15 protein-coding genes are annotated in these 16120 nt (G+C 47.0%); 10 read left to right on the top strand and 5 right to left on the bottom strand.

Going from position 1 to position 16120, the window contains the following annotated elements:
- Positions 1-106 precede the first annotated feature (106 nt).
- From aroH to gcvP, 10 genes are all read left to right on the top strand, one after another.
- Entirely contained in the window at positions 107-469 is a 363-nt protein-coding gene (gene aroH / locus AC9UH7_RS01645) for a chorismate mutase (protein ID WP_509594204.1), read from the top strand.
- Entirely contained in the window at positions 469-1521 is a 1053-nt protein-coding gene (locus tag AC9UH7_RS01640) for a prephenate dehydrogenase (RefSeq protein WP_509594201.1), read from the top strand. Before aroH ends, AC9UH7_RS01640 begins: the two co-directional genes overlap by 1 nt.
- A 15-nt stretch (positions 1522-1536) precedes the next feature.
- Entirely contained in the window at positions 1537-3498 is a 1962-nt protein-coding gene (gene der / locus AC9UH7_RS01635) for a ribosome biogenesis GTPase Der (RefSeq protein WP_509594198.1), read from the top strand.
- Entirely contained in the window at positions 3495-4067 is a 573-nt protein-coding gene (locus AC9UH7_RS01630) for a CDP-alcohol phosphatidyltransferase family protein (RefSeq protein WP_509594195.1), read from the top strand. Before der ends, AC9UH7_RS01630 begins: the two co-directional genes overlap by 4 nt.
- Positions 4051-4425 (top strand): glycine cleavage system protein GcvH, encoded by a 375-nt coding sequence (gene gcvH, locus AC9UH7_RS01625; RefSeq protein WP_509594192.1) that lies wholly within the window; start codon positions 4051-4053, stop codon positions 4423-4425. The genes AC9UH7_RS01630 and gcvH overlap by 17 nt, the downstream gene beginning before the upstream one ends.
- A 57-nt stretch (positions 4426-4482) precedes the next feature.
- Positions 4483-4935 (top strand): FHA domain-containing protein, encoded by a 453-nt coding sequence (locus AC9UH7_RS01620; RefSeq protein WP_509594190.1) that lies wholly within the window; start codon positions 4483-4485, stop codon positions 4933-4935.
- A 33-nt stretch (positions 4936-4968) separates the two neighbouring features.
- Positions 4969-5685 carry a transcriptional regulator FtsR gene (gene ftsR / locus AC9UH7_RS01615; protein WP_509568510.1) on the top strand — a complete coding sequence of 239 codons (717 nt, stop codon included), beginning with the start codon at positions 4969-4971 and terminating at the stop codon, positions 5683-5685.
- A 27-nt stretch (positions 5686-5712) separates the two neighbouring features.
- Positions 5713-6186, top strand: coding sequence for a bifunctional nuclease family protein (locus AC9UH7_RS01610; RefSeq protein ID WP_509594187.1), 474 nt, complete (start codon positions 5713-5715; stop codon positions 6184-6186).
- A gap of 107 nt (positions 6187-6293) precedes the next feature.
- Positions 6294-6794, top strand: a complete 501-nt coding sequence (locus AC9UH7_RS01605; RefSeq protein ID WP_509594185.1) for a MerR family transcriptional regulator — start codon at positions 6294-6296, stop codon at positions 6792-6794.
- Between the two features lie 68 nt (positions 6795-6862).
- Positions 6863-9706, top strand: coding sequence for an aminomethyl-transferring glycine dehydrogenase (gene gcvP / locus AC9UH7_RS01600; RefSeq protein WP_509594182.1), 2844 nt, complete (start codon positions 6863-6865; stop codon positions 9704-9706).
- Between the two features lie 55 nt (positions 9707-9761).
- On the opposite strand, the gene lnt is transcribed toward gcvP, so the two are convergent.
- Genes lnt through tatC form a run of 5 tightly spaced genes read right to left on the bottom strand, consistent with a single transcriptional unit; the run spans position 9762 to position 16115 of the window.
- Positions 9762-11135 carry an apolipoprotein N-acyltransferase gene (gene lnt / locus AC9UH7_RS01595; RefSeq protein ID WP_509594179.1) on the bottom strand — a complete coding sequence of 458 codons (1374 nt, stop codon included), beginning with the start codon at positions 11133-11135 and terminating at the stop codon, positions 9762-9764.
- 7 nt (positions 11136-11142) lie between these two features.
- The gene (locus AC9UH7_RS01590) at positions 11143-12045 is read right to left on the bottom strand and encodes a 5'-3' exonuclease (RefSeq protein WP_509594176.1); all 903 of its coding nucleotides are present in this window, start codon (positions 12043-12045) and stop codon (positions 11143-11145) included.
- Positions 12042-14417 carry a DEAD/DEAH box helicase gene (locus AC9UH7_RS01585; RefSeq protein ID WP_509594172.1) on the bottom strand — a complete coding sequence of 792 codons (2376 nt, stop codon included), beginning with the start codon at positions 14415-14417 and terminating at the stop codon, positions 12042-12044. The genes AC9UH7_RS01590 and AC9UH7_RS01585 overlap by 4 nt, the downstream gene beginning before the upstream one ends.
- On the bottom strand, positions 14414-15283 hold the full coding sequence (locus tag AC9UH7_RS01580) for a diacylglycerol/lipid kinase family protein (RefSeq protein ID WP_509594170.1): 870 nt from the start codon (positions 15281-15283) through the stop codon (positions 14414-14416). The genes AC9UH7_RS01585 and AC9UH7_RS01580 overlap by 4 nt, the downstream gene beginning before the upstream one ends.
- Before the next feature lie 16 nt (positions 15284-15299).
- Positions 15300-16115 carry a twin-arginine translocase subunit TatC gene (tatC, locus tag AC9UH7_RS01575; protein WP_509594167.1) on the bottom strand — a complete coding sequence of 272 codons (816 nt, stop codon included), beginning with the start codon at positions 16113-16115 and terminating at the stop codon, positions 15300-15302.
- Positions 16116-16120: the final 5 nt, after the last annotated feature.

Here is a 16120-nt window from a genome sequence, read left to right as displayed (position 1 = left end):
GTATCTACGCTTATTGTCGTAAAAAGTTTTAATAGTTAAAAGGTTATATCGATAAAAGAGTAATCAAATACTCACGAAAAATGGCTAGGAAAGGTACCCTTATCTCATGGCATTACGGGCGATACGTGGAGCAATTCAGGTTCCAGCAAACACCGCAGGCGATATTGCAGCGGGCGTGCAGGAGCTCATTGCCGCGATTTTGGTGGCCAACGATCTCACCCCTTCAGAAGTCATTTCAGTTTTCTTCACCAGCACCGTTGATCTAGATGCGGCTTTCCCCGCGGCCGCCTGCCGTGAAATGGGTTTTGCTAATGTGCCTCTTATTGGGTCGGTCGAGGTAAATGTGCCAGGTGCTCTCGATAGGACTGTTAGGGCCATGCTGCATGTCGAGACCGAACGTTCTCCGGAGCAAATCACGCATGTTTACCTGCACGGAGCCGTCTCACTTCGCAGAGATATCGCTCAATAATGCTCCAAAAAGTCCGGATAGTGGGCTCGGGACTGATCGGAACCTCGATTGGTTTGGGGTTAGTTCAGCGAGGAATCTCGGTTCAGATGGTGGATTCTGATCCTGATGCACAGGCTTTAGCGATAGATCTTATTGGTGGGGTAGAGGTGAGCACTCCTGAGATAGTTGTCCTTGCTCTGCCTACATCAAAATTGCCGTTGGTCATTGAAAGTGAATTTGAACTAAACCCTCACTCAACGTTTATGGATGTTGGTAGCGTAAAGAATGAAGTTCTACTTCACGTTAAAACAATTACAGGCCTTTCCGCGAGGTTTTTGCCCACCCACCCAATGGCGGGCCGGGAAATTGGCGGTGCAGCCTCTGCAAGGGCTGATCTATTTCAGGGGCGCAGTTGGATACTTACGCCTGACCAGGATTGCTCAAGTGAGTCCAAGGATCTTGTTCTTGAGCTCATCACTCAGTTAGGTGCGACCCCTATTGAACTCCCAGCAGATGCCCATGACGCTGCGGTGGCAAGAATCTCTCATCTGCCCCAGATAGCCGCATCTCTAGTGGCGAAACAGCTCACAGGTACGCCGGCTGAATGGATGGAGCTAGCAGGGCAAGGCTTAAGGGATACAACGCGCATTGCTGGGTCAGATCAGAATCTATGGAAAGAGATCATTTTCAGCAATCGAACTGAAATTGCTGAATTGCTTATAAATCTACAAAACGATCTCTCCAAGATGATCAACTCGCTTGATGATCCTTCAAAGATTGCGGAGTTGATCGCCGCAGGCCGTGATGGCAAGGCAATGATTCCTGGCAAGCATGGCGGCAAAGCACGTGAATACAGTTACTTACCCATAGTTATTGATGACAAACCGGGACAACTTGCTGCGATCTTTAATGAATGCGCAGCAATGCAAGTTAACGTCGAAGATTTATCTATTGAGCACTCACCTGGACAATTGAGTGCTTTGATTACCTTGTCATTGTCGGCTGTTGATGCTGAAAAATTATCAAATCATCTAACATCGATCGGATGGAACGTTCATCCGGTTCGTAAATAGAAGTAGGCTAACGACATGGGCATAATCGTTGCTATTGATGGCCCGAGTGGCGCAGGTAAGTCGAGTACGGCAAAAGCAATCGCAGTGCGCGCTGGATGGAATTATTTAGATACTGGGGCTCTATATCGCGCTGTTACGTGGTTAGCTTTAGAACATAAATGTGAAGAAGCATTTTCTATTTTGCAGGCCCTAAAGGATCATCCAATTAAGTTTGATGCCGATCCACTGTCTCCAAATGTTTATGCCGGAGCTACACAGATTACGCACGCGATTCGTGGAACATCTGTTACTGAAAATGTTTCTCGTATCAGTGCTATCCCAGAAATTCGTCATGAGTTGTTGAAATTGCAGCACTCTATTATTGACTCAGTAGAACGCGGAATTGTTGTCGAAGGTCGAGATATAGGAACAGTCGTTGCACCTGAAGCAGGGCTAAAGATTTACTTAACCGCAGATCTTGATGCACGCGCAGTGCGTCGTGAAACTGAAACTGAGGATAAAGATATTGATGTTAAAGCGTCGCTAGATAGCCGCGATGCTGTTGACTCAACTCGTGCGGTCTCGCCGTTAACCAGGGCTGCAGATGCTGTGGAAATTGATTCAACTTATTTAGATCTAGATGAAACCATCGAGCGTATTTGGGAACTTCTTAAAAAACGTAATTTGCTGGGCCTTCCGATTGTTGCAATTTTGGGACGCCCCAATGTTGGTAAATCAACTTTGATCAATCGTTTCTTAGGTCGCAGAGAAGCCATCGTTGAAGACACACCAGGTGTTACGCGAGATCGCGTTCAGTATGAGTGTGAGTGGGGTGGACGTCGCTTCATCATTATGGACACAGGTGGTTGGGAAGCAAAACCTGATGGCATCTCTGTCCAGGTAAGTGCTGGTTCTGAATTAGCGATGCAAGAGGCAGATGTACTTGCATTTGTAGTAGATGCACAAGTGGGTGCATTAGATGAAGACGACATTCTTGTTCAGCATTTGCGCAAAGCAAAGAAACCAACAATTTTGATTGGCAATAAAGTTGATGGAGAGCGCGAAGAGGTCGAAGCCCATGGTTTATGGAGTCTTGGTCTAGGTGAACCCCGTTTTGTTTCAGCTCTTCACGGTCGGGGTAGTGGTGATCTGCTAGATCACATAGTTGCAGTTTTGCCTGAAGTGGGTCGCGCTCAAAATCAAGATGGCTATCGCAAGGTTGCACTGATCGGTCGACCTAATGTTGGAAAGTCTTCCTTGTTTAACGCGATTGCTGGTGAGTCACTATCAATTGTGGATGATGCTGCCGGAACAACCAGAGACCCTGTTGACTCACTACTTTCATTTGGTGGATCTACTTGGAGATTTATCGATACTGCAGGTTTGAAAAAACGCGCCAATCAAGATTCGGGCACTGATTACTACGCATCGCTAAGAACAGCTACTGCATTAGAACGCTGCGAAGTTGCCGTTGTGGTGCTTGATGCATCTGAACCAATTACTGAGCAGGATCTGCGAGTAATCACCATGGTTGAAGAAGCTGGCAAGGCGATGGTGATCGTTATGAACAAGTGGGATTTGGTAGATGAAGATCGTCGTAATCAATTGGACCGGGAAATAGACAGACACTTAGACCAGGTCGAGTGGGCACAAAGAGTTAACATTGCCGCAAAGACTGGCTGGCACCGAGATCGCTTGGCCCCAGCCCTTCGCACAGCTCTGGATAGTTGGGAGCGACGAGTTCCAACCGCCAAACTCAATTCATTCTTGGGTGCACTCATCGGAGCCACACCTCCACCAGTTCGTGGAGGAAAGCAACCCAAGGTTTACTACGCAACCCAGGCAGGTATTGCTCCTCCGAAGTTTGTGGTGTTTTCTAGCGGGTGGATTGAAGCTTCCTATCGACGCTTCATCGAGCGCCGACTCCGTGAAGAGTTCAAATTCCCAGGAACTCCAGTCCAGGTGGCAGTTAGAGTCAAGGAGCGCGATAAGGAATGAGCAGTTCAGTGATCAGCGTTCCAAACGCCCTCACCTTTCTGCGCTTCCTAGGCATCCCACTTTTCATTTATCTGACTCTTAGCGTTGAGGCAGATGGCTGGGCAATCGTAGTTCTAGCCGTTGGTGGGGCTACGGATTACTTCGATGGAAAAATCGCTCGGGCATGGAATCAAACATCTCGCTTTGGAGAGTTAGCAGATCCGGCGATTGACCGCCTTTATATTTTGGCCATCCTCATAGTTTTTCTCATCAGAGACATAATCCCAACCTGGATGATCCTGATCATCGTTGGCCGTGACATTATCTTGGGATTGATAACTATCATCATGAACAGAAAAGGGATTCCACCATTTACCGTGACCTATCTGGGTAAAGCTGCGACATTTAATTTAATGTATGCCTTTCCCTTCCTTCTCTTGGCTCAATCAGAGGGAGCAGCAGGTACGATCGCATTTATTCTGGGGTGGAGTTTTGCCATCTGGGGGATTGCCCTCTACATTTCGACAGGTATTAGTTATGCGCGCCAAGGCATTTGGCAGATGAGAGGGAACCATGTCATCAATTCCTAATGAATTGTCATATACCAAAGAGCACGAGTGGGTCTCAGCTGATGCATTGGTATTTACAATGGGAATTACCGATTACGCACAGGCTGCACTTGGTGACATCGTATATGTGCAACTTCCAAAAGTTGGCGAAGCGGTAACGGCTGGAAAAGTGTGTGGAGAAGTTGAGTCCACCAAGAGCGTTTCTGATATCTATGCTCCAGTAACTGGAACCATTGTTGCGATCAATGATTCCTTATCGAATTCTCCTGAAACAATCAACTCAGATCCCTATGGTGGGGGTTGGTTAGCAAAAATTGAGGTGGCAGCAGCCCCTTCAGACCTTCTCTCAGCTGCTCAATACGGCGAATTAACCGCTTGACCTTATTCCTCTAACTCTCTAGTGTCACCCTTAAGTTGAGAGTGAGGAGGTGGGGAAATGGCTGCAGAGCAATCGCAGCATGAATTAACCTCCACCCTTCATCTTGGATTACGTGAGGTTAGCAATTCCCCTGCTAACAACTTAGATGAACAGTTGTCCTTACTCTCCTCAGAAGATCGTGAAGTGTTGGCAGAGATACAAAACTCCGCCGGAGAAAAGGCCATGATCGTCATCGCGCGAGGAGCTCAAAAAGGTTCTCGTTTCTTGATAACAGCAGAAGGCGCAAGCATTGGGCGATCTTCAGATAGTGCAATCTTCTTAGATGATGTAACAGTCTCTAGAACGCACGCGGTTATTGAAAAAGTTGGAAAGAAGTTTGTACTTAAGGATGCAGGATCTTTGAACGGAACATATATGAACAATGTATCGGTCACGGAGCACGAACTTGTATCAGGCGAAGAATTTCAGATCGGCAAATTTCATTTGCTTTTTATTGGCTCAAAAAACTAATGCTTATTAACAAGAAAAACTAGGGGAGTAGTCATGGCAGTTCCAGCACGCGCATACTTAAGTATTGGCGAAGTACTCAATCGTCTTCGCGGAGATTTCGCGGACATCACAATCTCAAAGATTCGTTTTCTAGAATCCGAAGGTTTGATTGAGCCTCAACGCACGCCCTCTGGATACCGCAAATTTACTAGCTCTGATTTAGAACGTCTTCGCTATGTGCTTCTGGCCCAACGTGATCAATACCTTCCTTTGAAGGTAATCAAAGATAACTTGGATGCAATTGACCGTGGGCTGCAACCGGCCGCAGTAGGTGGAGTAGCGCGCCCAAATATCGGCCTGGCAACAATTGACGGCGAAATGGCACCTAGTGCTTTCGGTGAAGTTAGCGAGATGCGCCTATCTCGGGAAGAACTATTAAAGAACAGTGGGCTTGCAGAAGAGCACCTGGTTGAACTTGAGGGATATGGATTAATTGCACCTCGTGGTCGTCATTACGACGGTGATGCCTTAGCGATTGCAAAGGCTGTGACAGAGATGGGCGGCTTTGGTATCGAGGCTCGTCACCTGCGTTCTTTCAAATCGGCTGCTGACCGCGAGATAGGTTTAATCGAACAAGTGATCACTCCACTCACTCGACAAAAAAGTGCTGAATCTAAAGCTCGCGCTGAAGAGGTTCAAAAAGAGATCGCCTCTCTTTCTATTCGCCTTCATGCAGCTCTCGTGCGCGGTGGCCTCAACCGCCTTCGTTAATCGGTAACTCCTTTCATGTTAATACCAATGGAGGTCGTAGGCGTTCGTGTTGAGATGCCTTCCAATCAACCGATAGTCCTTCTCAAAGAAATCGATGGTTCTCGCTTTCTTCCCTTATGGGTGGGGGCTGTTGAAGCCACGGCAATCGCATTTGCTCAGCAAGGAGTTGAGCCCCCTCGTCCTTTAACCCATGACCTAATGAATAACCTTTTAGATCTCTTGGATGCCACCTTGACGGCCGTTCACCTGACCGAGATCAAGGATGGAATCTTCTTTGCCACGATGAATCTCAGAGATTCCAATGGGGGGCAACTGACCCTGTCTGCCAGACCGTCAGATGCGATCGCATTAGCCGTTCGTAGTCACAGCAATATCTTGGCTACCCAAGAGCTACTCGATGAGGTTGGAATCGAGATCCCACAGGGCGATGGTGAAAATCAAGAGGTTGAGAAGTTCCGTGAATTCCTGGACCAAATCAATCCAGAAGACTTTGTGGGATAGGCTCAACCCTCAACCTAAAGTAGAGGTTTGGGTCGTGTCGTTCCTAGGTAACTGGTCCACTCGGGTTTACATTTATCTCACTCCCCAAGAGAAATGAGCCATTCCCCGTGAGCCCAGAAGAGCTAGAGATCGGCTATAGAGGCGCTACTGCATGTTCTGCTGCAGGTATCACATACCGCCAGTTAGATTATTGGGCTCGTACCGGATTAATTGAACCGAGTATTCGCACGGCAAGTGGCTCCGGAACTCAACGCCTGTATGGCTTTCGTGACATCTTGGTTTTAAAAATCGTAAAGCGATTGTTGGATGCGGGTGTGTCTCTACAAAATATTCGCACAGCAGTTGATCACCTGCGCGATAGGGGAGTTACTGATTTAGAACGAATCACTTTAATGAGCGACGGTGCATCAATCTATGAGTGCTCAAGTCCAGATGAAATCATCGACCTCCTTCAGGGTGGTCAAGGCGTCTTTGGTATCGCCGTTGGCAAGGTCTGGCACGAGGTAGAAGGCTCCCTATCTGTACTCCAGGGCGAAGTGAACGGCCAAGTTATAGGTGGTCAAGATAACGATGAACTCTCGCTTCGTAGAAAGAGCAAAGGCGCTTAATTCACCTTATTCTTCACTCCTGCACTCGCACTTCTAGGCGAGAGGCAAGAACAGGATGAGGAATTGCTATGAGTCGCTCGTTTGAGGATCGTCATATAGGACCGACTTCAGCCGATGAAGCGACGATGCTTCAGGCGTTGGGCTATTCAGATCTGACATCTTTCATTAAAGATGTTGTTCCAGAAAATATTGCTATCCAGGGTGTTATTGAAAGTGCGATCGATAGCGCAAAGAGTGAAGTTGAAGTTATTGCTGAGTTAAAAGCCATTGCATCTGAAAACAAAGTGTTCTCATCACTTATTGGTACTGGGTATTACGGGACGATTGTTCCACCAGTAATTAAAAGAAATGTTTTAGAGAATCCATCGTGGTACACCGCATACACACCATATCAACCTGAAATTTCGCAAGGTCGCTTAGAAGCACTTTTTGCTTTCCAAACAATGGTGTGTGAGTTAACTGCTCTAAATATTTCTAACGCCTCCATGCTTGATGAAAGCACTGCTGCAGCAGAAGCTATGACACTTGCCCGCAGAGCATCCAAGTTGAGTGATGATGCGGTCTTCCTCATCGAAGAGCATGTGCACCCACAAACAAAAGCTGTTGTTATTACTCGAGCTAAGCCACTTGGCATCAAGGTGGTCGAGATAGATTCTGGTCACGTCGTACGTGATGGCTATGACGGCGAATTCTTTGGAGCACTTTTGCAATATCCAGACACAACTGGAACATTGATCGATTATTCATCTTTTGCTGAATATGCGCACTCACGTGATGCACTTGTAATTGCTGCAACCGATCTCTTGGCTTTGACTTTGTTGAAAGCTCCGGGGGAGTGGGGCGCTGACATTGCAGTTGGCACAGCCCAGCGCTTTGGTGTTCCGATGGGCTTTGGTGGTCCGCATGCAGGTTTCTTGGCGGTTCGCACCGGTTTAGAGCGTTCAATGCCTGGTCGCTTAGTAGGTCAAAGTATTGATGCAACTGGCAAACCAGCATTCCGTTTAGCTTTGCAAACTCGAGAACAACATATTCGTCGAGATAAAGCCACTTCAAATATTTGCACAGCCCAAGTTCTCTTGGCCAACATGAGTGCTTTCTATGCAATGTGGCACGGTCCAGCTGGTCTTAGGGATATTGCTGAAAGAGTCAATGGTTTTGCTTCACGACTTCAGGCAGCTATCAATAATAAGGAAGATGCGGTCTTTGATACCGTGCATGTCGTTGTCAAGGATGCCAATGCCATCCATCAAAAGGCTGTCGCTAAGGGCATTAACTTCCGAAAAGTGAGTGCCACCGAGCTTCGCATTTCCTTTGACGAGGAAACAACAGAGCAACTCTTTATCGAAGTTCTTTCAATCCTAGATATCAAAGATGCAACGGGGGAGGCGATCCCAGCCAAGTTCCAACGAACAAGTAAGTATTTGACCCATCCCGTTTTCAACACCAATCACAGCGAGACAGCCATGATGCGGTACTTGCGAAATTTGGCCGATAAGGATCTGGCCTTAGATCGAACAATGATTCCGCTCGGTTCTTGCACGATGAAGTTGAACTCTGTTACCGAAATGGAAGCGGTAACCTGGCCAGAGTTTTCATCGTTGCACCCATTTGCACCTGCTGATCAAAACATTGGCACCCGTAAGCTGATTTCCCAATTGTCAGAATGGTTGGTAGCAATTACAGGTTATGACGCCGTGTCGTTGCAACCAAATGCTGGTAGCCAGGGGGAGTTTGCCGGCCTGCTTGCGATCCGGAACTATCATGATTCGCGCGGGGATCAGAGTAGAAATATCTGTTTAATTCCATCTAGCGCCCACGGAACTAACGCTGCCTCTGCGGTAATGGCGGGGATGAAAGTTGTTGTTATTGACTGTGACGACAATGGAAATGTGTCAGTAGAAGACATCAAAGCAAAGATTGCAGAGCATGGTTCGGCTTTAGCTGCATTGATGATCACATATCCATCTACACATGGTGTTTTTGAAACTGCAGTCTCTGAAATTTGTGGATTAATCCATGAAGCAGGTGGCCAGGTATACGTTGATGGCGCGAACTTGAATGCTCTTGTTGGTGTTGCGCAACCAGGAAAATTCGGCGCAGATGTCTCACACTTAAATCTCCATAAGACTTTTGCCATTCCACACGGGGGAGGTGGACCGGGAGTGGGTCCTGTTATCGCCCGTGCTCACCTTGCACCATTCCTGCCAAATCATCCGTTTGATCCAGAAGCTGGACCTGCAACAGGTCCTGGGCCAATATCTGGTGCACCTTTTGGGTCTGCAAGTATTTTGCCAATTTCTTGGGCATACATTCGATTACTGGGGGGAGAAGGGCTAACCCACTCAACTCAAGTAGCGATCTTGTCCGCCAACTACATGGCAGCACGTCTGCAAGAGTCGTATCCCGTTCTTTACACCGGTGCCAATGGTCGTGTAGCCCACGAGTGCATCCTTGATATTCGCGGATTGACTAAGGATTCTGGCGTAAGTGTTGATGACATCGCTAAGCGTTTAATGGATTACGGTTTCCACGCACCAACGATGTCATTCCCAGTTGCAGGAACGCTAATGATTGAACCAACTGAGTCAGAGGACATCAGAGAGATTCACCGTTTCATCAATGCCATGATTTCGATTAGAGCTGAGATTCAAGAGGTCATCGATGGGAAGATCACTATCGAGGCCTCACCTTTGCGAAACGCGCCTCATACAGCCCTTTCTGTGGTCAACAGCCAGTGGGACCATTCCTACAGTCGTGAACAAGGCGGTTTTCCCGTTGTTTTGGACGGATTAGTTGCGGGCGAATCAATTGGGTCCAAGATGAAGTATTGGCCGCCAGTGGGACGTATTGACGGGGCGCACGGTGATCGAAACCTTGTCTGTGCCTGCACACCTATGGATGATTACCGATAGGAGGGGCGTTTTGAACTCCCTTTCCGATTCTCTTTCTTACTTTACATAATGTCACTTATCGGCGTTGTCTATACGCCTGAGCAGACACAAGGAAGAGAAAGATCAGCACGCCAACTAGCGCCCAAACACCAGCTTTGTCTCTCGGTGTTTGTCCTTGAATTAGTCCGACTTGGGCACGAATTACTTCTGCGGTATTCATAGAAGTCTTTTGGAGAACTTTTCCATGGTGATCAATAACTGCCGAGTATCCGGTGGTTGATACCGAGACGATATTTCGACCATGTTCGATAGCTCGAATTCTAGTTATCGACAATTGTTGAGCACTTTCTGCAGACATTCCGAATGTGGCACTGTTTGTCTGTACCGCCAAAATGTTGGACCCCTTGGCAGCCTGCCGAAGAATCCCGTCATCTAATAATTCAAAACAAATTACTGGAGCAATGACTGCCTTGTTTATTGTGAAGAAGATTGAAGCTTGACCAGGTTCGAAGTCTCGGACCCGATCCGTTAAAGGTGAAATTTTGGACGCTAATGATCTCAAGGGAATGTACTCGCCAAATGGAGTCAAATGTTGCTTTATGTAAATGGGAGGCAATTCTCCGCCCCAGAGAATTGATGTATTCAGAAGTTTTTCGCCCTTATATGCAACTGCCCCGATAATAAGTGGCACTTGAATAGAATCTAAAGCTTCTTTTACATCTGCATAACGAAATGGATCAACATCGACTGAATTTTCCGGCCAGAGCACAAAATCGACATTTGAATCTTCTACAAGAGATTTTCTGGTTAAAGACAAGTGATTATTGAAAACCGCCTTTGCTTGGGAATTGAAATCAAGTCCCAATTGCGGAACATTGCCTTGCACCATCAATACTCTCGATTCTCCGACAGCAGTTGTGTTGACGGGTATCAGTAGCAACAAAAATGGCAGCAAAACAAGAAGGGATGCTTTCTTTTGAGACATCGAATGGATAAACAATCCCAAGAGAACCACGGTCGCAGACAATGCCGCCGCTCCCCCTACAGCAGCCATTTTTGCGAAGGGTGCATCTGCCTGAGTGTAAGCAAGACGGACCCATCCAAATCCCCCGAATGGGAAACGATTTCTTACCTCTTCCATGGCCATGTAAATGAAAGGGTATGCAGCGATCCCCCAACGAGAAATAAGGGCTAACGGTAAATAGAACAATGACATTCCTACGGCCAAAATTAACCAAGGAACAGAACCGACAAAGGTGCTACTCCAATGTAAAACGATTGCATTGAGCGTTAGTGCGAACAATAATGTTGAGAGTACTTTTCTTTTTGTAAGAGTGAGAGCGTACATATGTGCAGCAAGGGCGATAGGTGCTAACCACCACTGCCCTACCGGCTCAAAGGCACCGCTAAGAAGAATTCCAGAAAGGATAGAAAGGAGAATATTTACCAATCTCGCCTCACCAACCTAGAGCACTAATGAGGCGATCCACGCTTGCTCCAAGGGCATATCGCTCTTTAAATTGATATATCTCAGACAGATCTTTCGGTGCGGTAGGAAGTGAAAGATTCACTTTCGGTAGAGGCGCATCACGAGCTACTCTCACCAACTTTGGTGCAATCTTTAGATAATCAGCACCAGCAATAATTTTCTTGGCCAATGCAGGTGGTAGGGACTGATGTGTATCATGCGCAGCTTGCAATGCGTCTTCAACGTTTGCGAAGTTGTTTGCAATCACAGCTGCGCCTTTTTCACCTATGCCCTTAACACCAGGTAAGCCATCTGAAGGATCGCCTCTAAACATTGCAAAGAGATCGTATCTATCCCCCGGTATTGCATACTTTTCTGTGACATATTTGTAATCAACGAGGTCGTGTTGTGAGATTCCCTTAGCAAGATAAACAACTTTTATATCTCGTTTATCATCGACCATCTGAAATAGATCTCGGTCACCAGTAACAATTCGAATCGGACCTTTCTCGATCTCTGCGTAGGTAGCCATTACATCATCGGCCTCATAGTCATCTACTCCCACAACTGGAATACCGAAGAGATCTAATAAGTCCAAAAGAATTGGAATCTGTGGAGTGAGAGTTTCCGGCTCCTCTTCCTCTTCACCTTCTTCCTCGAGTCGATTGGCTTTGTATGCGGGGAAAATATCCACTCGCCAACTAGGACGCCAATCTCCATCAAGACATGCAACTAGGCGGTCTGGTTTGTAGACGTTCATCAAACGCGCTGTCATGTCTATATAGCCACGAATGGCATTTACCGATGTGCCATCTGGTGCCAGTAATGTGTCTGGCATTCCGTAATAAGCGCGATACCAAAGGGAGGCGCTGTCCAAAAGCATCAGTGTCATACATCCCCCATTAAGTACGCGACCACGCCGCGATCAATCAGCTTGACCGCTTCTTTGCATACTGGCCGTAACTTATCGCTTGCACCAGATATTTGGTTGAGCAGATCCACTAGTTGTTTAGTGGAACGCACAAAGTCTCCAACAGACATATCCGTACCCTTTAAAACACTGTTGAGAGAATTTCCACTTGCCCACTTATAAGAGATGAAACAAAAACCGGCATCGGGTTCACGCTGGGTCTTAACACCGAAGTTACTCTCGATGTCTTCTAAAGCCGCCCATAGCGACACTATCTCAGTAATTGTTGATGTCACTTTTTGGCTAGGCATCTTTGGTGCCAAGTTCTCTGCTGACCTAGATTCAAAGATCATGCATGAAACTACGGAAAGCATTTCAGAGGGATTGAGATCATCTAAAAGTCCTCTGCGTATTGACTCAGTTAGCAACAAATCAGATTCGGCATAAATCTTGGTCAAGATCTTCCCTTGAGCTGTTGGTTTTTCACCCTCGATATATTGCAGGTGGTCTAAAACTCGACAGATCTGATCAAAGGTTTTCGCAATCACATGTGTGCGACTTTCAACCCTAGTTTTTAATCCTTCATTCTCACGCGTTAGTCGACCGGCCCGCTCTGCTAGTCGTGCGTGATCCTCTCGTTCAGCGCAACCATGTGAGGCATGATTCTTCATCGCTTTGCGCAAATCAGCCAACTCACCTTCCATGTGACCTCGTTGACGATTATCGAAAGTCCTTCTTTGATCTCGTCGACTTAACAGAACTTCGACTTCTTTGATGGATCGTCGGATGCGGGCATACTCAACAAAGTCTCCAAGGTGACATGAGGCATCTCGTAACAGCTCTTCAATCGCTGACTCGTTCTTCCTTATTTGACGCGTCAATCCAACGACAGCTCGATCGGCCTGAAATTGGGCAAACGATGATTCAAGAGAACGACGAGCCCGCTCTCGACCGAACTGAGCAATTAAGTTAATTGACATGTTGTATGAAGGAGAAAATGAGGAGCGCAATGGATATGTTCGAGTTGACGCTAGCCCTGCAGCAGAAGCTGAATCAACAGTCGGTGACCATTGGATAACTGCATTTCCTTCAATGTCGATTCCTCGTCGACCCGCTCTACCTGTTAATTGCGTGTACTCCCCTGGGGTAATAGGAACATGAGCCTCTCCGTTGAATTTAATCAGTTTTTCTAGAACAACGGTACGAGCAGGCATGTTTATGCCAAGTGCCAAAGTTTCCGTGGCAAAAACTGCTTTTACTAAACCACGTTGGAATAGGTCTTCTACAGCTCCTTTGAAACTTGGAAGCAGTCCGGCATGGTGAGCTGCTATTCCGCGCTCTAAAGCGGTGAGCCATTCAGTGAAATTTAGAACTTCAAGGTCCTCTTCAGCAATATTTTGCGTGTACCGAAGAGCGGTGCGCTTAATCTCTTCTCGCTCTTCTGAAGATGTAAGCCGGAGACCCGCGTGTAGACACTGCTTAACTGCAGCATCACAGCCGACTCTAGAAAAGATGAATGTAATCGCAGGAAGCAGACTTTCTCCTTGCAACTTCTCAATAATGTCGGCGCGTGAAAGGCGATCACTCGGTTCAGCAAAGCGACCCCTTCGATTTCTACCTAAGGATGCGCGCCTAATTAGTTCTCTTTCACGACTTAAAACCTCAGGGTTTACTCGACCTGGTTGATCAAAAAGATCTAGCAAGCGATTACCGATCAGTACATGCTGAAACAGCGGGATGGGGCGAATCTCGCTCACGATCACTTCTGTTTCGCCGCGAACCTCCCCCAGCCATTCGCCAAACTCTTCAGCATTAGAAACGGTTGCCGATAATGAAATTACTTGCACACTCTCCATGAGATGAATGAGTACTTCTTCCCACACAGCCCCTCGGAATTTATCGGCAAGGTAGTGAACCTCATCCATCACTACGCAACCTAGATTTATCAGGATGTTTGATCCTGCATACAGCATGTTGCGCAGAACCTCAGTTGTCATAACAAGAATCTCTGCCTCACCATTGATACTTGTATCACCAGTGAGTAACCCAACTCGGTCCTCGCCAAATTTCGCGACGAACTCTGAATACTTTTGATTAGATAACGCCTTGATGGGGGTTGTGTAGAAGCATTTCTTTCCGGCCTGAAGAGCGTAGAAGGCCGCAAACTCACCAACGACTGTCTTTCCCGCTCCAGTTGGTGCTGCTACCAGAACACCTTTGCCATCTTCAACAGCATGGCAAGCCGATATTTGGAATGGATCAAATTCGAACTCAAAGCTCTGAACAAACTCAGTTGTTATAGGGTGTTGTCCACGTAGTTTTGCTGCCGCGTAACGTTCAGCTGGCGTACTCATGCGACCCAAGTCCGAATGGCGTTTGGTATGCATTCGGCAGAAACAGGCAGTTGACCGATTCTTTCCCCGTCAGCGTATGCAACCGCTCGAGACTCGATCTGGACGTGCTTGCTGCGCAGAACCTCTACGGCGGGATGGGTTAGATGATCTCCTGCAAATACGCGGGGAAAAACCTTCACAAACTCTAGTTTAGATACCGGATGCAGAATCATCACATCGAAAAGTCCGTCATTGATGTCGGCGTTGGGACAGACAAGCATCCCTCCCCCGTATGAGCGTCCGTTTGCAACAGCAATTAGCATGGCATCGGTCGAAACGGTGCAAGCATCGGTCGTAACCACGTATTTATGGGGCTTAAACCGAGGAAACTCCAGCGCAATAGCAGCGTTATATTTCATTGGCCCCTTCGGCCAACTCATGGAGTTTGCTTTTTCATTGACAACAGAATCAAAGCCAGAGGAAAGAATTGCCCCGAACCATTCACCATCTACTAGCCCCAAATCGATTGGTTGCGGTTTAGTTGTGATGATCTTGGTTAATTGCTCATCTATGTCGATTAAATCCCAACCGAGTGTGCGCAAGAAATCATTTCCAGTGCCTGCAGGAATAAGTGCAAATGGGATTTGCACGGGCACTATCACTTGCAAGATTACGTGCATTAAACCATCACCACCAACGGCAATGACTCCATCACATTGAGAATTCTTATCAACAAACCTTTGGAGATTACGACAAAGAGCTTCGGAGGAATTTCCAGTAACGATAGTGAAATCAACTTTGTGTTGGTTCAGAAATCCCGCCACGTAGGTGCCCACCGTGGTTCCTCTTCCTTGACCAGAAACAGGATTAATTACTAGCGCCCACATGCGAGGACCCTATCGGCTATTCCTTAATGGAGGTGGGTGCTTCTATCGCCATTGAGCCCGTTTCGATAGCGAGCTGTTTCTTGTCTCGTCGTTTATCTACCTGAACCGCGATTGCACCGGCCATGAAATATAGAACTATCAGGGGCGCTGCCAAAAGGATCATGCTTAATGGATCTGCTGTCGGGGAAAAGGCTGCAACCATTAGAAAGATACCGAAGACCCAACCACGCCAGGGTCTGAGGATTGTTTTTCCACGAAGGAAACCAATTAGATTAAATGTCAGTAAGAAAATAGGTAGCTCAAAAGCGAGTCCAACTAAGAGAATTAGTCGTAGTACAAAATCAAGATAGTCATCAAATCGGACCAAGTTACTTATTGCATCTGGTGTGAAACCGAAGAGCGCTTTGATCGCGACCGGAAGAATGTAGTAACCAAGGGTTGCGCCCATTGCAAAGAACGGTGTTGCTGCCGTGACAAACAAAATACTCGTTCGCTTCTCTTTTCGGTGAAGGGCAGGTGCGATAAAAGCCCAGAGTTGATACAACCAAAATGGAGCCGACACAATAACGCCAGTTAACAATGCAACCTTGATTTGCAAATCCAGCGGACCCAGAACACCACTGATATACAAAGCGCCACAACTTTCAGCACCTGCATCTTGAGCTGCCTTCAAGTCACAAACAGGTTTAGCTAAAGTCCTGATAATTGGATTGTAGAAATACCATCCACCTACGAATGCGACCAAAACCGCTATTGCAGATCGAAGAACTCTTTTTCTTAATTCGCGTAAGTGGTCAAGAAGTGGCATCCGTGCTTCATTTGCCGGTGCCATCAAAT

The organism is Candidatus Planktophila sp. (assembly GCF_044348745.1).
GTDB lineage: Bacteria > Actinomycetota > Actinomycetes > Nanopelagicales > Nanopelagicaceae > Planktophila.
Note: the sequence above shows the minus strand (reverse complement) of the source record. Positions and strands in the feature narration are given on the sequence as shown.

Excerpts from the sequence above, each read along its gene's own strand:
- AC9UH7_RS01590 (WP_509594176.1), bottom strand. The coding sequence starts at position 12,045 with ATGACACTGATGCTTTTGGACAGCGCCTCCCTTTGGTATCGCGCTTAT.
- AC9UH7_RS01585 (WP_509594172.1), bottom strand. The coding sequence starts at position 14,417 with ATGAGTACGCCAGCTGAACGTTACGCGGCAGCAAAACTACGTGGACAA.
- AC9UH7_RS01620 (WP_509594190.1), top strand. The coding sequence starts at position 4,483 with ATGGCTGCAGAGCAATCGCAGCATGAATTAACCTCCACCCTTCATCTT.
- aroH (WP_509594204.1), top strand. The coding sequence starts at position 107 with ATGGCATTACGGGCGATACGTGGAGCAATTCAGGTTCCAGCAAACACC.
- tatC (WP_509594167.1), bottom strand. The coding sequence starts at position 16,115 with ATGGCACCGGCAAATGAAGCACGGATGCCACTTCTTGACCACTTACGC.
- der (WP_509594198.1), top strand. The coding sequence starts at position 1,537 with ATGGGCATAATCGTTGCTATTGATGGCCCGAGTGGCGCAGGTAAGTCG.
- AC9UH7_RS01610 (WP_509594187.1), top strand. The coding sequence starts at position 5,713 with ATGGAGGTCGTAGGCGTTCGTGTTGAGATGCCTTCCAATCAACCGATA.
- gcvP (WP_509594182.1), top strand. The coding sequence starts at position 6,863 with ATGAGTCGCTCGTTTGAGGATCGTCATATAGGACCGACTTCAGCCGAT.
- AC9UH7_RS01640 (WP_509594201.1), top strand. The coding sequence starts at position 469 with ATGCTCCAAAAAGTCCGGATAGTGGGCTCGGGACTGATCGGAACCTCG.
- AC9UH7_RS01630 (WP_509594195.1), top strand. The coding sequence starts at position 3,495 with ATGAGCAGTTCAGTGATCAGCGTTCCAAACGCCCTCACCTTTCTGCGC.
- AC9UH7_RS01580 (WP_509594170.1), bottom strand. The coding sequence starts at position 15,283 with ATGTGGGCGCTAGTAATTAATCCTGTTTCTGGTCAAGGAAGAGGAACC.
- gcvH (WP_509594192.1), top strand. The coding sequence starts at position 4,051 with ATGTCATCAATTCCTAATGAATTGTCATATACCAAAGAGCACGAGTGG.
- ftsR (WP_509568510.1), top strand. The coding sequence starts at position 4,969 with ATGGCAGTTCCAGCACGCGCATACTTAAGTATTGGCGAAGTACTCAAT.